General features: G+C 43.4%; 14 protein-coding genes and 1 pseudogene. 6 read left to right on the top strand and 9 right to left on the bottom strand.

All coding sequences use genetic code 11. The annotated features are described in order from the left end of the window. Positions 1 to 3 precede the first annotated feature (3 nt). Positions 4 to 3288, top strand: coding sequence for a sacsin N-terminal ATP-binding-like domain-containing protein (locus HG66A1_RS29970; RefSeq protein ID WP_145192958.1), 3285 nt, complete (start codon positions 4 to 6; stop codon positions 3286 to 3288). Between the two features lie 116 nt (positions 3289 to 3404). Here HG66A1_RS29970 and HG66A1_RS29965 read toward each other — a convergent pair whose 3' ends face one another. Then, entirely contained in the window at positions 3405 to 3683 is a 279-nt protein-coding gene (locus tag HG66A1_RS29965) for a hypothetical protein (protein ID WP_232106710.1), read from the bottom strand. Between the two features lie 654 nt (positions 3684 to 4337). Between HG66A1_RS29965 and rnhA the strand changes: the two are divergent. Beyond that, positions 4338 to 4811 (top strand): annotated as a pseudogene (rnhA, locus tag HG66A1_RS29960) (ribonuclease HI); the annotation flags it as partial. 269 nt (positions 4812 to 5080) lie between these two features. On the opposite strand, the gene HG66A1_RS29955 reads toward rnhA, so the two are convergent. After that, the gene (locus tag HG66A1_RS29955) at positions 5081 to 5890 is read right to left on the bottom strand and encodes a Rho termination factor N-terminal domain-containing protein (protein WP_197996874.1); all 810 of its coding nucleotides are present in this window, start codon (positions 5888 to 5890) and stop codon (positions 5081 to 5083) included. 72 nt (positions 5891 to 5962) lie between these two features. After that, positions 5963 to 6937, bottom strand: a complete 975-nt coding sequence (locus tag HG66A1_RS29950) for a J domain-containing protein (protein ID WP_197996873.1) — start codon at positions 6935 to 6937, stop codon at positions 5963 to 5965. A 241-nt stretch (positions 6938 to 7178) separates the two neighbouring features. On the opposite strand from HG66A1_RS29950, the gene HG66A1_RS29945 reads away from it, so the two are divergent. Further along, positions 7179 to 7502: a hypothetical protein gene (locus HG66A1_RS29945; RefSeq protein ID WP_145192949.1), complete on the top strand. Its 324-nt coding sequence runs from the start codon at positions 7179 to 7181 to the stop codon at positions 7500 to 7502. 349 nt (positions 7503 to 7851) lie between these two features. Here the strand turns inward: HG66A1_RS29945 and HG66A1_RS32950 are convergent, their stop codons facing one another. Further along, positions 7852 to 8856, bottom strand: a complete 1005-nt coding sequence (locus tag HG66A1_RS32950; protein ID WP_197996872.1) for an SEC-C metal-binding domain-containing protein — start codon at positions 8854 to 8856, stop codon at positions 7852 to 7854. Further along, entirely contained in the window at positions 8828 to 9094 is a 267-nt protein-coding gene (locus HG66A1_RS32945) for an SEC-C metal-binding domain-containing protein (protein ID WP_145192947.1), read from the bottom strand. The genes HG66A1_RS32950 and HG66A1_RS32945 overlap by 29 nt, the downstream gene beginning before the upstream one ends. A gap of 1617 nt (positions 9095 to 10711) precedes the next feature. Here HG66A1_RS32945 and HG66A1_RS29930 point away from each other — a divergent pair. From HG66A1_RS29930 to HG66A1_RS29920, 3 genes are all read left to right on the top strand, one after another. Beyond that, positions 10712 to 11401, top strand: coding sequence for a hypothetical protein (locus HG66A1_RS29930; RefSeq protein WP_145192945.1), 690 nt, complete (start codon positions 10712 to 10714; stop codon positions 11399 to 11401). Between the two features lie 64 nt (positions 11402 to 11465). Next, positions 11466 to 11774 (top strand): hypothetical protein, encoded by a 309-nt coding sequence (locus tag HG66A1_RS29925; protein WP_145192943.1) that lies wholly within the window; start codon positions 11466 to 11468, stop codon positions 11772 to 11774. 338 nt (positions 11775 to 12112) lie between these two features. Beyond that, positions 12113 to 12613 (top strand): hypothetical protein, encoded by a 501-nt coding sequence (locus tag HG66A1_RS29920; RefSeq protein ID WP_145192941.1) that lies wholly within the window; start codon positions 12113 to 12115, stop codon positions 12611 to 12613. A 124-nt stretch (positions 12614 to 12737) separates the two neighbouring features. On the opposite strand, the gene HG66A1_RS29915 is transcribed toward HG66A1_RS29920, so the two are convergent. The 4 genes from HG66A1_RS29915 to HG66A1_RS29900 form a co-directional block, all read right to left on the bottom strand. Beyond that, positions 12738 to 13844: a DNA N-6-adenine-methyltransferase gene (locus tag HG66A1_RS29915; RefSeq protein ID WP_145192939.1), complete on the bottom strand. Its 1107-nt coding sequence runs from the start codon at positions 13842 to 13844 to the stop codon at positions 12738 to 12740. Positions 13845 to 13968: 124 nt separating this feature from the next. Further along, the gene (locus HG66A1_RS29910; protein WP_197996871.1) at positions 13969 to 14946 is read right to left on the bottom strand and encodes a DNA methyltransferase; all 978 of its coding nucleotides are present in this window, start codon (positions 14944 to 14946) and stop codon (positions 13969 to 13971) included. Positions 14947 to 15153: 207 nt separating this feature from the next. Beyond that, a complete protein-coding gene (locus HG66A1_RS29905) occupies positions 15154 to 16089 on the bottom strand; it encodes an AAA family ATPase (protein WP_145192935.1) in 936 nt (311 codons plus the stop codon). A 285-nt stretch (positions 16090 to 16374) separates the two neighbouring features. Continuing rightward, entirely contained in the window at positions 16375 to 16626 is a 252-nt protein-coding gene (locus tag HG66A1_RS29900) for a hypothetical protein (protein WP_145192933.1), read from the bottom strand. Between the last annotated feature and the right edge of the window lie 44 nt (positions 16627 to 16670).

Below are 16670 nucleotides of genomic sequence, written 5' to 3'. Positions count from 1 at the left end.
GTTATGTCAACAGAGTCAGATGAAATGCAAAAACTACTGAGTGACCTCTCAAAAAGTAGACAACGATGGGTCGATGCCAATAAAGAAAATAATTTTAGCGAAGGCATAAATAATCTACTCACGGAACTGTATCCTGAGAATGCTCATTTCATTTATGAATTATTGCAAAATGCGGAAGACGTAGAAGCAAGTTATGTTAGTTTTGAATTGCAAACAGACCAGTTAGTTGTTGAACACGATGGAAAACGTAGATTTACATTTAAAGATTTCGAATCAATCACGAGCATCGGAACGAGCACCAAGAAAGATGATCCAACTGCGATTGGGAAATTCGGAGTCGGATTCAAGGCTGTATTTGCATACACGAAAAATCCAGAAATACATTCAGGGGACCATCATTTTCGGATTCATGATTTAGTTGTTCCTGATACTTCAAATGTGAAAAGAATCAATGTAGGTGATCGCACCCGGTTTGTTTTTCCCTTTGATCATCCTCATAAATTTCCAAGTATAGCTGTCGAAGAAATCAAACGGAGGTTGCTTGAGTTGCCCGATATCACACTGTTGTTTCTTAAACATATCAGTAATATCGAGTTCGTCTTACCGAATGGAAGTAAAGGTTCTTTGCATAGGAAGAGTAATTCAGATTCAATAATAGAAATACAGTCAACACGTCCCCATGATCCAGATCTTGGAACATCAAATACTCAAAATAATAAACACCTAAAAACTAAAACAAACTGGCTGCGTTTTATTGAAAAGGTTGAAATCGCTGACCCAGATAAAGACTACGGGCAAAAAGAATGCGATATCTCGATAGCTTTCCATCTGGAAAGAAAAAGGAGACGCTCAAAAGATAAAAAGAATTCATCTACTCAGACCTCAAATTCAACATGGGAAATTACGCCCCTTGAAAATGGAAATGTATCTATCTATTTCCCGGCCATAAAAGAGATATCACGACTTCGTTTCCACATAAATGCACCATTCGCCTCTACGGTTGCAAGGGACAGTGTTCGTGAATGTAAAGTAAATGAAGATCTAAGAGACCACCTCGCTGATTTACTCGCAAAATCAATGACAGATATCCGAGATTTGGGGCTTCTTACACCAGAATTTTTGGGAGTCCTTCCTGTTCCAGAGGACAACTTAATACCATTTTATGCCCCATTGAGAAAACGGCTTGTCTCTGAGTTCACGAACAAGTCGCTTACTCCAACCTATTACGATAGTTATGCGCCTGCGAAAACCCTGATTCAGAGTAGTGTATCTTTAAAGCAACTACTGTCCAAAAAAGACATCCATTTCTTATTAGATTATTTAAATATGGGGAATGATCGGCAGGAGTGGGTAATAGGCATTTCACAAAATAATCCTCGTTTAGGTCACTTCCTTTCATCGCTCGATATCTCATATATCGGATTTGATGATTTTGTTCAAATGTTAGAGCATAATATAAGTGTCTCCAAGAGTTGGATAGAACCAGATAAAGAATTACTTGATTGGTTAAAATCTAAACCTGATGCGTGGATACAGTCGATGTATGCGTTTCTTTATTCAGAATTAGTAGATGAATATAGGTTTGAGGAATTAGATTCACTATTGATCGTGAAGATGAATGATGGTTCCTTAGGAACCGGTTCAGGATCATATTTCCCAAGTGATGGAGATCAGAACGACATAACGTTTCCTCGGACCAGAGAAAGCATTTATGCTTCTGGTAAAAAGAAAAAGGACCAAGAGAAAGCGAGAAAGTTTCTTGAAGAAATCGGAGTGCGTGAAGTTGGAGAGTCTGACTTAATTCAATCTATTCTCGATGAACGATACAAACCTGATAAAACAGATGATGATATATATTTAAATGAGATAGACGATAATATATTAGCTGGTGACATAAAGAGATTCATTCAGTTCTTAGAAGGGAATCCGAGACAGAATCACTTATTTAAGAATTATTTTCTCTTTGAAACGGATGAAGGAAGAGGAGCAAGGCCATCGTGGGTTTATCTTGATACTCCTTTTTATGATTCTGGCCTTGCACCATTCTATGAATCACTCAAAAAAGAATATCGATCTAGTAAATATTCACTTTCAAACCGCTACTTAAACTTAGAAATCGATCCTGAGAGAATTGGCAAATTCGCAATAGCTCTTGGGGCAACGATTCATTTGGTTCCAGAAAAGAGTCCATGTTTTTGGAATCCATCATGGGATGATAAACTTTCCAATGTAGCCGGAAAGCGTCGTACATCTTCTTGTATTGACGAAGACTATAAAATTGAAGGTTTAGGTGAGGTATTGGAAACACCATCAATTGAAATATCTAGTTTAATTTGGAAGACGATGTACTCGTTACCAGACACTCCGAATTATTTGGTAGCCTGTTATCAGAAAAACGAAGCTAACGGATCTCGATCTGCTCCTTCTCAATTGGTTCACACACTTAAAAATACCAGTTGGATTCCACAAATAAGCGGTAACTTCGTAAAACCCTTGGACGCATCCGCAGAAATGCTACCAGAGGGATTTCGATACGATCCAAGCCAGAGATGGCTTAGTGACGTTGAATTTGGCCGCAGTAGCCAAAAAAAAGAAGCAAAGAGACGTAGTGAACTAGAACTTGCAAATAAATTAGGAATCACTTTAGAGGATGCCGATTTTATCAAGAAACACAAAGAGGCGTTTAACCTGTTCAAAGAAAACAAGAATAGAGAAGCTGCAAATCGACAAGCGGTTGAAAATTCAGACTCTGGAAATATTGAACGTCGTCGCCAGAAAAATATCGAACGTTTGAAAAAGGCCCCAACAAAGAATTCTACTAAGAGAGCTCGGTCTGTACGTGCATATTCCAAATCTGAATATGACGGTCATGCTCTACTGGATTACTATTTTAATGTAGAAGAAGATCAGCCCTTTTGCCAGATATGTTGTGACACAATGCCTTTTATAAATCAGAGGGACGAAGTGTTTGTTGAATATGTTGATCTACTTTCCAAAAGGTGGGCGGATCATGTTGGTGTTCAACTACCAGTGATGACAGATCTCAAATTGGTTTTGTGTCCCGTCTGTAGCGAAATATATCAACAATACATTCATAAAGATATCGAAGCTCAAAAACGTTTAATTAGCTACCTGCTGGAAGATCACGAGGATGATTTCATCATTTGTGATCGACAAAAGGGACGAGATGGAAAAGACAACATTCTCAGGTTTGACCAAAAACATTTAGATGGTATTCGAGTATGTCTTGAGTCCCTTACCCCTTTGGCCGATTCTTCAAGGACTTAAAATGCGTATAAGTAATATTCCTCATCTGTCAGATACTAAAATGAGGCAGCCGTGATTACGGTGATTATAGAGCTTTTCTTTTGTGTATCTGGAAGTAGTGGATCACAACATGCTCCTCACCTAAACATCATCCTCAGATTCGAATCCAATTCATACTCGCCTTTCAAGTGCTTAATCATCGCCAACTGAATTTCAAGTTCGTGTTTAATCTGCGGATGATCGAACAGACTCACTGGTGAATAACTGGAATCGTCTTCTTCGAGCGTGCATTCAAGGCTGTCAATCACTAACTGTGCGATTTTCTGAGCCAACCCGACATCGTTTCTGCGACAACACAGAATGCACATCCCGATGCTCTGCTTCACGATAGATACAATGGGATGAATGTCTTTCATCGGAGCAGACCATTCGTCATTGTTTCCCATGAATTCCATGTCGAGAGCATTCAGTTGATCCTTTTCAGGAATCACACCACCCAACAATGCATCCTAAAGATCGTTCACAATCTCCTGCAATGTTCGAAGGTCGGGTTCTGACAGATTTTCTTCGAGGAGATCGGTATGTGATGTCAGCAAATGGTCGGCACACCATACAGAAAACAAGCATCTTTCAAAATGACGGAGCGTGCGAAGCTGCTTTGTCATGAATTCAGCGTAGTCGTCAAAATCGTGGATTTGTTTCTTCATTAGCACACCGTTTCTCTACTTCTCATTCGCTCTAACATTCTCTGTCCGACTTCATCCACTCGTACTTTGGTTGCCAGTGGTTTGTAGCTGTGATTCTGCTCCCAAAGAATCATAGCCACATCCACTTCAGAACTGTATACTAAAGCAAATCCCAGAGGTTTGTCGCCGGAAACTTGCGACCCGGAGGGATGTTGTGACAGCAATGCATTCAAATTAGGAAAAACAGTGGATATTCATGGATGACCTCAATGATTGGAGAGCCGCTGAGCGTGAAGTAACGAGCCTCAGCGGATAGCAGAGTGCTACTGGCTCAATAGCACTTGTAATTCGAGTTGCACATTTTGTTTGAGACGTGGACAACTAATGAGCGATCAAGAGAAGAGAGTCACGATCTATTCTGATGGCGGTGCTGTTCCCAATCCGGGTAGAGGAGGCTACGGAGTCGTCCTTCGTTTTGGCAAACATTGCAAAGAGCTTTCCGGTGGTTATCGCCTTACAACGAATAATCGAATGGAACTCATAGCAGTGATTGTTGCCCTCGAAGCTCTGAAAGTGCGGTGTCACGTTACTCTTCACAGCGATTCCAAATACATCGTCGAAGCAATCACGGGCGGGTCAGCCTTCAAATGGCGTGCGAAAGGTTGGGCAATGAATGCCTCTCGATCCAAGCTTGCAAAGAACCCAGACCTTTGGGAGCGTTTACTTGCAGCCTACGAGAAGCACGAGGTTGAGTTCGTTTGGGTGAAAGGTCATGCTGGCGTCGAGGACAATGAACGTTGTGACCAATTGGCAGAGGCAGCACTCAATCAAACTGATCTCTTGGAAGACACGGGATATCTGCCCGCCGAAGAAAGCAAAAGCGAAGTGCCGAGGTTGAATACACCGGGCATGAATACGAAGATGACCGAAGAAGGTCAGCCTTGCCGAAAGTGCAACACTCCCATCGTGAAGCGTACCCCCAAGAAAAAAACCGTTAAGGCAGACCAGACCTATTACTATGACTGGTATCTATATTGTTCTGGCTGCCAGTCGATGTACATGGTTGAGGCTGCAAAGCGAGAAGTTGGCGTCGATGGAACGAGGCTAATCTAATCAAAGTGGGATTCTCACGCAGTGGAGTGCTGTCTTTGCAGGATGGCCGAAATGATATCCTTCTTCTTCATTCGCCGAGCCCCATCGATACCACATCCACTTGCCACGTCTCGCAAAGCATATGTCAGCATCGTCTTGAGTACGTCCTCGCTAGACTTAGCATAGTATTTTTGAAGTAGTTCGCAGACGTACTCTTCGTTTATGTAAATCGGGGACTTGTTAGAAATCATGGGCAACCCCAATGTAATCCACCACTTGGCAATTGATGTCTGCAAATACGAGTCCAACCTTACGGCGGCGTCAGGCTCATAGATGTACCACGGTGTCGCACGTGCCATTTCGCCATAGTAGTCCTCACGTCGATAGAACCGCTGATAAACACCATCAAATACTAGCCCATTGGGTAACTCGACCCAAGCATGACCGCCAAAAGCAAGTAATGTTTCACCATGAACAAGTCGGTGACTTTTTCCATAACGTCGCACATCTGTTGAATACTTCAACGCACGCAAGTAGCAATCTTGAGGATAGATCACATCTTGCTCCACCCCCTCGGTCCATGGGGACTCGGGTGGACTTACTTCGTACTGCGCCACTTCCCGCCTTCTACGTTCATAAATGGCAGTAATCCAATAATCGGCATTTGACTTGCCGACATCGGGCGGCCACTCACCTCTCCATGCAGATAGGTCTGGATCGTGGCCTTCGCAGTCACACGTAATCTGCTGCTTGCCGCAAACAGAACAGCGTTCTATGTCACATTCGTTGATATGTGGCTTGCCCACAGCCACTCCACAATCAGGGCATGTTTTTCTTGTCGTCATTTTCTGAATCCCTTCACAATGTCTCTGTAATACATTTATCTGGTAACACATAACCCTGAAAACCAACATTGGTCAGCAGATACTTTTCCCTATATTCATCGCCTGCTCATAAGCCTTTCTCACTCGTTTAAATTCTTCGGCGTCACCACCATTGTCGGGATGATTTGATTTAGCGAGGCGACGGTATGCAGATTTGATCTGATTCTCAGTTGCACTTGCTTCAAGATCCAATATATCAAAGCATTCGGGACGAGACTTGTTGCGACATTCGGCATAGTAGACCTCTGGTGAGCTATAATAAGTATTCCACCACCATCCTTTTGATGATCGATTCGCCTTGCCAATCGTCTCTAACTCCCGACGATCTAAGATGAAAGTGGATTCGATCCAATCCCACCACTCTCCACTCGATTCCACGGATTTATCGTATTCTGTACTTTCAACATAAATGCGTTTTTGGGTCCGCTTCACGATCCGGTATTTCGAAATCGAGTCATGATAACATTTGTCGTAATCTGACCACCATTGATGACACTGATAGACGAACTCTAATGGCAATGCAGTCGAACTAGATGCCTGTTTCTTTGATCTTTGGATAGCTCGTTGCTTCTTCCAATGGGCTTGAGCCATAGAGTTTCCGTCTCTCTGAACTGGACCGACCTTCATTTCGGCGTCACTTAGAGCAATATCAGGGGAAGCGGCAAAGCCACTCGCAATTGGCTCTTCCAAAAAATTGCCTGCTACCCAGAACCAACGATTCTTTCCGAGACTAAAACGAGAAAACAATGGTCGGTCATCCTTTGTTTTTTGCGAAAATAACCAGTGAAAGGCCCAACCGTTGTAACAGGCTCGGCGGTGTCCCATCGCAGCAAGTGCATCCCATGCGGCTCGCCGAGCTTTGGCTTTGGATTTGGCGAATCCACTGACTTTTGGCTCTTGATCGTTCGGCATGTTATGGTCATCTACTTCTGTCCAAACAGCCCAAAACCAGTGCATCTCGCCATACTCTCGTTTGCCAGCATTGCAGCAGGAAATGATATTTTTCATAAGTCGCATCCGAACTGAACCTTGTTGTAAAATAGTCTATTATGAAAACAAGAATGGCAGGAACGACTACATCCTTGTATGTCTGCGCAGCATCCTACGCAGTCGTGATTTTGGGATTATGCCAGCACAGTATGTGGGGCTGACAGGCGGTTCACCTTGTTTCCGAATAAGGCAAACAGACGCTCATAGCGGAGCGTCCAGTAAGAGAGATGTGGTTTTGCGGTAGTCAAAGTATTTTTGCATGTGCGGATTAAATATTAGCAGATTTATTTTTTACGTCAAAAATATTTTCAACCTTCCGAAAAAAGTTGGCGGTCTATCTGCATTTTCTTCCGAGTGCCCGAGCGATCTCCGAAATTCTGACAAGGTTCGGTTTCAGATCATGATCGTCAGCAAGATGATCGGAACTTTCTCCTTGCCAAATCTGATGACATTGACGGCAGACAAAAGAAACGGCTACGGGATTGAAGAAACCCCATTGGTAAGTCCAGTGGTGCGTGTCGGAACCGGGATTGCCACAGATCACGCACCGCCCCTCATCACGCTCGAAAACAAACCAACGTAATTTTTGCCAGCGTGCTGATTCAAGAAGATGCTTATGTTCCATGCAATTATTTATGCGTGGACCGGCAAATTCTCCAACATGAGAAATGTCTAATACACAGTTGTGCTGTTCGCCGACCTGCACAACATTCCGTACCTGTTCGAGATCGTTCTGACATTGCAGCGCTCATGCTGCGCACCTGCAATTCAAGCTGAAAAACAAGGGATTTCGGAGATGTACCAAAAATGGGTACTAATAACACAGAATTTGAATTCAGTAATGTAAAAGTGTGAATCTACACCTTCTCTGTTCTCATCTCCATTTCTGGTGAGTCTGTAGGTCTGATTTGGTTGGTTTGTAGGTCTGATGATCATGGTGGTGGTCTTTGGGAGTGAAGCAAGGCAAAAACAGAAGCCAATCTGTTTTTTTGGTTGGCGATTGCGCCACAACTATAAAGATAGGGTCTGTTGTTGTTATTCTTCTTTGTATCTGTATCTGTTGGGTAGTCCCAAACTGAACCAACAAGTTCAGTCTCATATAAAATCCACCCTTTTTTTGATTGGTTATTCTGATATGAATAATCGTGATTCATTTTCAACCATCCGTTATCAATCAGAACTTGACGGCAAGCCAAGTAATACTCATTATGTTTCCATTCTGGCATTGAATTTTCATTTGCTAATTCATTCCACCAACCCTTGATTGACTTTCTCGGAATATCACCACCATGAGTTTCAGAAACGTGTGATATAATACCGGCAAGTCTCAAGACATGATCACGTTGAATGCCGTTTACAATTCGTCCTTTGGTGTATTGCACTTGTCCATACTCATCAACCCATGTTTCAACATTGATTCTTGTAGACAACGTTTTGCTCAATAGGTGTGACCTTCCCCGCCATTCTTGCATTTTTTTGTTGAGCAATGGCCTTTGTCTGGTACTGCTTCCGCATTTTTTAGGATCGAAAGTCTTTGCTGCAAATTTTGCAATGCCTTTGATCCTGTTTATTCTATTAGACAATCCATCTTCCCAGTTGCCATTGTATATTTTGTATTCTTTGGCTTTGGCAAGTAACTCTTCTGCGTTCAATGGTCGTCTTGCTTGATTGTTGCAGTAGAAAGCCAGTTGTGTATTCTTCTGGAAAGCATCAGGAATACTTCTGATCTCTTCTAATGTTTTGCATAAAGCTTTTGAAGAAACCTCCCCGTCAGGGGCTTTACTGATGTCTGCCCCCTCTTTAGGGGGCAGCATTTCGACGGTCTTTACCGTCGAACAAATACCACTTGAGGTCAAACAGCACTTTTTATACTTCTTTCCACTTCCACAATAACAGGGGTCATTTCTTTTAATCTTTGGTGATTCCCCATCGATCAAGCAAGCAAACTGACAAGAGGTCTTCTTCGTTGTCGAGGTCGAATTCCACTGGTGATGATTCGTCTGTTTCGTTGATTCGTTGAATGAGTCGCTTTGAGAGTCCTTGCCAGTATTCTGTGTCATTGACGATTGACAAGAGGTCTTTTCTTCTATTGCCAATGTGGGGCAAGCAGCACTTTTTATATTTCTTTCCGCTTCCACAGATGCAGGGAGCGTTTCTTTTTGGTTTTTCTGACATAGCATTTCCTTATCTGGTGTGTTTGCACAAGCTTTCTTTAGCTCAACTTCTAAAGTATGCACATCACAATGTTCTCCACGTTGTAACCACGCATAGAAAGCCCACAAACTGTAAGAATCAATATATGTTCTTTGCTTTTCATTTGTTCCCGGCAACCTATCAAGCCTATAGCGTTTTGTCTTTTCCAATATGCCAGTATCAACAATTGTAATTTTATCGAGTCTCATTGGTAAAAAGACTTGTGGGCTATTATCTGGGAAGACTTCTCTTGCACCAATTGAACTGGCTTTCTGTCGCTCGTTTAACCTCTTTCCAATTTCGTTTGCTTCTGAAACTTTAAGAGGTTTCTTTTGGCGATGAAAACCAAAGAACTTGGTGCTGCCATTTCTGGGATTCACTTCAGCCAACCACATCAATTCATTGAATTCAGTGGTGAGAAGCTTATAAGAATCAAGCACTGCTTTGATGTGCTTTGTCGCCTTGATTGTGCCATCGTGCCTATCAAGATCGTCTGTGACACATGGTAGATGTGTTTCATTAGTTCCTCTGACGATACCTCTATGTCTGCCAGCAAGGTGATCTCTTACAGGAGACCATTTGTGTTTTTCTTTTTGAGGAACATCCCAATATCTAGGACCGGGGATTTTTGCACGTCCAGAATCGGAGATTTCAGAAGAGAAATCATAGCCTAAAAACTTATGACCACAGCCAGCATAGAAAAACCTTTGGAAGTCTTCTGTGACTTGAGATTCAGTGCGTTTCTTTTCAAATTGATATTCAGTTTTTGTTATTGATGCACTATAATACATTATCACTATTTTATATTTTTGGGGGAGTTCTTATCAGGGGCTCCCCCATTTTTATTACCTTATTTTTAGTGTTAAACTCATAATGTATAATAGTGGATCTGCCTCAATTTTGAAAATTTATTTCTCCATCTCACCTCTTGCTTCTGCTCTTCCCAAAATGGTTTTTTCTTTGCTTTACAACAAAGAAAATAAACAGCTAAAAGCAGCTAAAAAGCACACTTAATAACGCCAAAAAATAAATCTTTGCTGTACAACAAAGATTTGCTATTTGTGCTTAATAACAGTGCAAATTTTGTGTCCATAAATTAAAGGAATTGCGCTTTAAATCAGATAATCATAAGGTTTGATATGAGTGAATCTGAAACAGGATATTTGACAGAAGAATCAAAAGACTGACACCAATTAATCAAATAGCGTTACGATGTTCGTATTCACAAAAGCAGGAGAAAATCGATGCCGATATTTCTCCTGCTTTTTTTGGTTTTGCTTTACAGCAAAGACACAAAATGTAAAGACCTCCTTACATTTCATCTTGCTTGTATTTACTTTACATTTCGCATAATCTCACGTATAATAGGGCGTAATTCTTAACGATGTAGCCCCTACCGGGACTTTAAAAAAGCTTCATTGAAGCGACTCCCCACTTGGCTATTTCTCACCAGTGCTATCTGGACTGTATAGCACAAACCATGCAATGATTTGCATAAGCTGTGAGAGGTAGTCATCTATGCGCACTCGTCCCCCCTAATTTCTTCAATCAATCTTTGTACTTTACATAATTACAATTTTTGTATTGAGGAAATAAATCATGTCTGAAACAAAACTGACAAAAAGAGAAGCTGACAAAAAAGATCGTCTTGAAGCCATCGTTGATAACTGGATTGATCAAGCATTAGAAGCTGGCAAAGCACTGATGATGATCAAAAAAGAAAAGCTTTACCGAGCCACACATAAGACCTTTGAATCTTATGTAAAAGAGCGTTTTTCAAAAACACGGCAATGGGCTTATGATTTTTGCAATTGGTACGAGGTCAATCATCTGGCTGATCGATTAGCAGCCCCTCTTTCGAACAATGCAACAACTGCATTGTCATCTGTGGCAAAAAATGCACCTGAGAAGGTGAAAGAGATAGTCGAGGAATCATCAAAAATTGCAAAGAAAAACAATCATGATGAGCCAACCAAAGATGATGTCAAAGAGGCAAAGTTGAAAGTGATTCCTGTGAATGCTCCTGCTCCTGCCAAAAAAACTAACAAAATACGCAAAGTATTTGAGGCTTCAATTGTTGTCGATGCGGCAAATCTCATGTCAGTGATTGGAGTGTTTGATGAACTGAAGGTGAAATATGAGCAGTCAAGCAAGTGCGAGCTATCTGTAATGATGGATTCATTCAGTTCATTTATGCTTTATGCAGGCAAGATTTTTGACAAAGCGGAAACCTTTGAATTCTCGATTCATGGCACAAAAGTTGAGATGGCAGAAAAACAAATAGCGTAATTCACTTTGATTCCCCCGATGACATCATCGGGGGAATCATTTCAAATAAAAAAGGAAACTAAAAATGACGAGAATCACAAAAGAAGAAGAAGAATTTATTTTTGACACATTACGTCTCTATCTTAATGATGATATGTATGTTGCAAATTCAGTTGCAATATATCGCCATGAAGATGGGCATCTGTCACATTTTCCATTTTGCGGCTCACCATCAATAGCGGCAGATGGAAGTGATGAGGTGATCTATGAGTGGCATAGTGGATGTTACAATGATGATGATGACCCATTTGAAAATGTAGACGATTTGATTGACGCTTTGCGTGAGGGATTTGTCCGAGAACAAGAAATGGCTGCTGAACGAGAATGGACTTAATACCTATTGGGGAAGTTCCTTATTGGTGCTTCCCCAACTTTTTATCTCTTGTGTATCAATGAATGAAAGAGGAACTGCTGTTTTCTTTTGTCTCAACTTTACTTCCGAGAAAACGGCAAGTTCAATAAGGCAACGCTTTAATGAATTTCTGAGATAGCCCCTATCGGGAAAGGTTCATAATTTCATTCTTGAAATGCCTCCCACCTTGGCTATCTCTCACCTTTAATGTGAGAGATAGCCATGCGCATTTTGGACGCTTACTCTGCTCGTCCTCCGCCCTGCATCCTCAAAGCAATTTTTGTGTTTACAAAATTTATGTTTTGTTTTGAGTTGATAATATGAATAATTATGGCGTTTTAATCAAATCTGATCGGGCAATATTGGCAGAATCCAATGGACGTTATCCGATGACCTATGCGAAAAAACATTTGCGAGACGAACTGAAAGGAATGGATATTAAATCTACTTTGTATGGCTGTGAATTACTTTTGAAAGAACATGGTGATTTTGGCGAATGGCACCATTCATCAAAATTCGCTAGAGAAATTGATTATTATGATGTGAATGCGGTCATCAAAGAATTTGATGAAAACCTATCAGAAGCTTTGCAACAGATGGCTGTAGCAAAAAAACCGAAAAAAGAAGAGGTCAAAACTGAAGCTCGAAATGTTAAACTGAAATACCGTGTTTGGATCACCAGTAGCAGATATCGAGTTAAAAGGTATGAAGGACCAGCGACAATCAAAGGAGATTGGATTCATTTTCAGAGTACAAAGAAAAAACTGACAGGCGATTATATCGAAGTTGAATATCTTGATTCACAGATGGTCGCCAAATAGAATTAGTTTTGAAAATACGTTGGCGCTGGTCCTGTTTGTGTAATAGCCCCTGATGAATTTCATCAGGGACTATTTTTCAAGGATCTCCATTATGTCAAAAGAGAAGAAAACCTGCAGCAAACGATTACGCCACTGTTGATGGAGTTGTCGATGCAGCCTCGACATTTGCCTTGATGATCGGAGCCCCTGCTGATCCCGGAATAATGTCTGGCCCAAAAATGACGACCGTAACATCGAGATACGCCGTCGTCTTTTCACCGTGGCGACGGAATCGAACGTAGTCGTGGAGAAACCGAATATTTCCGTGAACGCAGCAATTTTTCCACCATCGGTAGTCCTTGTAAGCACTCGGAAGAAGCATTACAGTCGTTGCGCCATTCTTACTTTCGTTGTAAGCCTTTTTGACCCAATCTCCAATTTCGTGTTTGCTGAAAGGAGGGTTGCACCAAACTGTTTGCCCAGCCCAGCTTTGTTTCAGTCCATCCGATTCGGGCGTGAAGAATGTTTCGCATTTGGCGTTTTCTGGTAAAGCAGCAGCGTCCAATGTGAAATGGAATTCCTGATCGAGATGGTCAAACAGCCATTGCGGTGTTTCGTATTCGGGAGTGGAAACATCGTTTTTCTGCTTTCGAATCCGGTTTGCGTACCACTTGGCATGTTCGGCTCCTTTTTTGAGCACCGACTTTTGCTCATCAGGTTCACACTTTGATAACTCGGATGCCGCAACAATAGACAGTTTATTGCTGTCCATTGCATTCACGAGTTCTGGGATGCCCTTTTCGACAACCTTCTTGGCACGGGCGTAACCGTCCTTGCCACCAAGATCGGCACGCTTTGCGGCCTGATCGACAGTCAGATCATCATCGATATTGCGAATTTGCTTTGACCGGCGATCCCCGCCGTGTTTGTAACTACGAAGTGCATCTACAATGGCAACACGCTCGCTGACAGTGAAATCTTTCCTCATCGTGTTTTCGGCGAACTGGCAGTGCAGAATAGACGGAACGTCAATGATGCGAGCCGGGATCGTCTCACTTCGCATGACATCTCGGTAGGCACGCAGACGACGTTCTCCGAAGACGAGTTCATTTTTAGGCGTGATACCGATTGGCTGGAGCAGTCCATTTTCTTTGATGGACAGAGCAAAGTCTTCAACATCGCCCATGTCTTTTCGGTGACGGTGTCCAATTTTGATGTCGCTGATTTTTACTTCGATAATTTGATTTTTCATTTTTACGTCCTTTGGAAAAGTGGCATTTGGAAAACTGAGCGCAGACCGGTGGCCTTGACTCAAACAGGGGTTTCAAAAACAGGGGGTGTAGAGATCGCCGCTTCGAATGACCGAATAGGTGAGATCAAGCAGGCCGTGTGTATTCGTCCTTTGCTTTGAAGAGTCGCTGACGTGCCGTGGCGACGAATTGATCGTCTTTTTCGATGCCGGTTAAGTGATCCCAGCCCGCCGACAGTGCTCCGATCATTTCGGACCCGCTGCCCGAGAACGGAACTAACAGTCGGCGGGGTGTCTCACGCTTCGGCTGGATGATTAGACGAGCGAGATATTCACACAGGGCAAGCGGCTTGACCGTGGGATGGGCGTTTCCCTTGCGTTCCTTGCGGTTGGCCTTGGCACAGTAGAAAAACCGAGACGCACCACCTTCATCACCGTAGCCCTCCACAACATCCATTCGAGAACGGAATGCCTTAAGCGTCTTGCCGTTACCGACATTGCTACCAGCCTTTCGACGACGTGAACGACGGGAGCGAGAAGTTCCGTATTGTTCATCCAGCAACGCTGCGGCTCGTTCATTGAGGATGAGATTTGCGGGATGCCTACCCTTATCAGTACCGTCTGCAAGCATTGGAGATGGAGCCTGATGACTTCGCTTCGTGTAACATGTTGTCCCAATTCGACAGTCTCCGATGTTGAGCCCACCGCAGCCATGGTTCGTGGCGTTCTTTACGAACTTGCCATCGACTGGCTTCATTGCCAGAATGATTGGCTCCCATGCTGGCTTCAGCAACGTGTGGTAGTTGCCCCACCGTTCACCGAGAGTCTGCCCAATGTTTTTCCCTTTGGGGAATCCATCTCCGTAGAGCCAACAGAGCGTGTCTCGAATCTCCCAACCGGCATCTTCTATATTGCAGACGAGTCGGTGAAAGGTCCTTGGATGGCCAAAGGCGAGCAAATAAGCACCCGGTTTGCAGAGTCGCAGCAGACCTTCGAGTACGCTTACGGGCGGGAGAGTTCCGTCCCATTCTTCCCCCATGAAGTTGAGGCCATACGGTGGATCGAAAAAAGTACCATCGAACGTGACAGGTGGAAGAGTCGGCAAAACTTTGTTAACGTCGCCGTGGTGGATGGTCCAGCTTCGGTCAGTCGAGTGATGAGTAGTGATGCGATTTGTATTGTTGTTGCTATTGTTCATGGGGGTTCTCTTTCTTTTTTGAGAAATATGAAATGTGTGGATGTATCCCGACCCCTCCCTGCAAAGGGCCGGAAACTGGTTCTTGAAAATCTGAAAACGTGAAGTGTCAGAAGGTCATACCATTCGTGCAGTGGACGTGACTTCCTTGAGACGCTTGTAGAATGTGGATTTGCCGTGCGGCCATTCGGCCAACTGACTGTGGCGATCATTGGGAAATCTCTCTGTGAGTTCTTTGATGAGTTGTCGTTGAATTTCCTTGTCTTCATCCTTGGAAATAGCACGCACAGGTTCGGCAATCTGCTTTTGAAGACTGGACCGCACAAGGTCTTGCCATGAGGTCAAGGCATCACCCTGCTTGACTTGCCGGTAGTCCTGCCACGCCTTGGTCAGATGCCGCAGATCAAGGCGCTGGTCCATCTTCCGAGTTTCGGCAATCAAAAACTCCGCAACTTCGAGGCATTCATCCGGTGATAACTCTGGGTAGCCCTGAAGAGCCAAGTGCCGGATGAACACTGCGACTTCCTCATCGGTCGGCTCGTGTTCCAGCATCACGATCCGACTGCCCAAAGCTCGGGCCAACGGATCATGCCTTAATGGAATGTTGCTGATGGCAATGATCGACCCGGTGAACCAGATTCGTTCATCCCTGTCCTTGCTCTTGTAGGAAATGAGCCTCGGCTCGTCGGGCTGTCCATCGAGCGCAGCCAACAGAATCTGAAGTGCCTGCTCGTTTTTGAAGAGCGATGTGATGTCATCGAGGACGATGACGTGTTCGGGATGATCGGCAAGAAATTCGAACAACCCCATCGGCGTCATGCGGGCGTTCTTATTCACCCATGGTTTGTCGAGTAATTCCAACTCTTGTCGCACCGTGAACGTCTTGGACGTGCCGGGTCTTCCTACGATGTACACGCCGGTCTGGTATCCATTGGCAACAGACACTACTCGGTCTCGAATGAGTTGAAGCTTCGTTCCGAATTCTTGAATGACGGGTTCGGTGGCCGACAACGTATCGGCCCGCTGTTTAGGTTGGATTGCAGTCATATTCATTTCATGGTCCTCCAATTTGAAAAAATAGTTACAGGTTTGGTTCATTCAGATTCACTTGGTTTTCTCTGCGCACACCGGTAGCGCAGTTCTGTTGTCATGGAAAATTCCGTCGGCAGAGTTGTGAACGGCTACTTGCAGTTATTGATCACGCACGTTGTTGTCGTCCTACATTCAACGATACGCACGATTTTTTGCATTGTAAAGTTGGGGTCATAAGTGGCTTCATGATAATACTTTACGAGATGCGTTCAGCCACCGGCACAAAAGTTGTAACGGACTGAAATGCTACATCCACGACAGATTTTCGACGTTCAATATGCTATCGAGATCGTCTCGCATCCTCTGCGCCTGTTCTGTGGTGACAGCCACAATCTCTGAACGATGGCTGTTGGCAGGGTCCGGTCGGTACGTGATAAGCACAACAGACTTTTTCGTCGTTCTCACATTCGACATTTCTTTCGTGATCTTTCTCACAATAACATTGCCTGCCGTGATCGAGAGAATCTCAATTGTTCTGGCTTGCATATGCTTCGGCATAATCATTCTCCTTGAAAAGTAGTTAGCGGTTTTCGCTCTATTGT

This window comes from Gimesia chilikensis (assembly GCF_007744075.1).
In the GTDB taxonomy this organism is placed as follows: Bacteria; Planctomycetota; Planctomycetia; order Planctomycetales; family Planctomycetaceae; genus Gimesia; species Gimesia chilikensis_A.
Note: the sequence above shows the minus strand (reverse complement) of the source record. Positions and strands in the feature narration are given on the sequence as shown.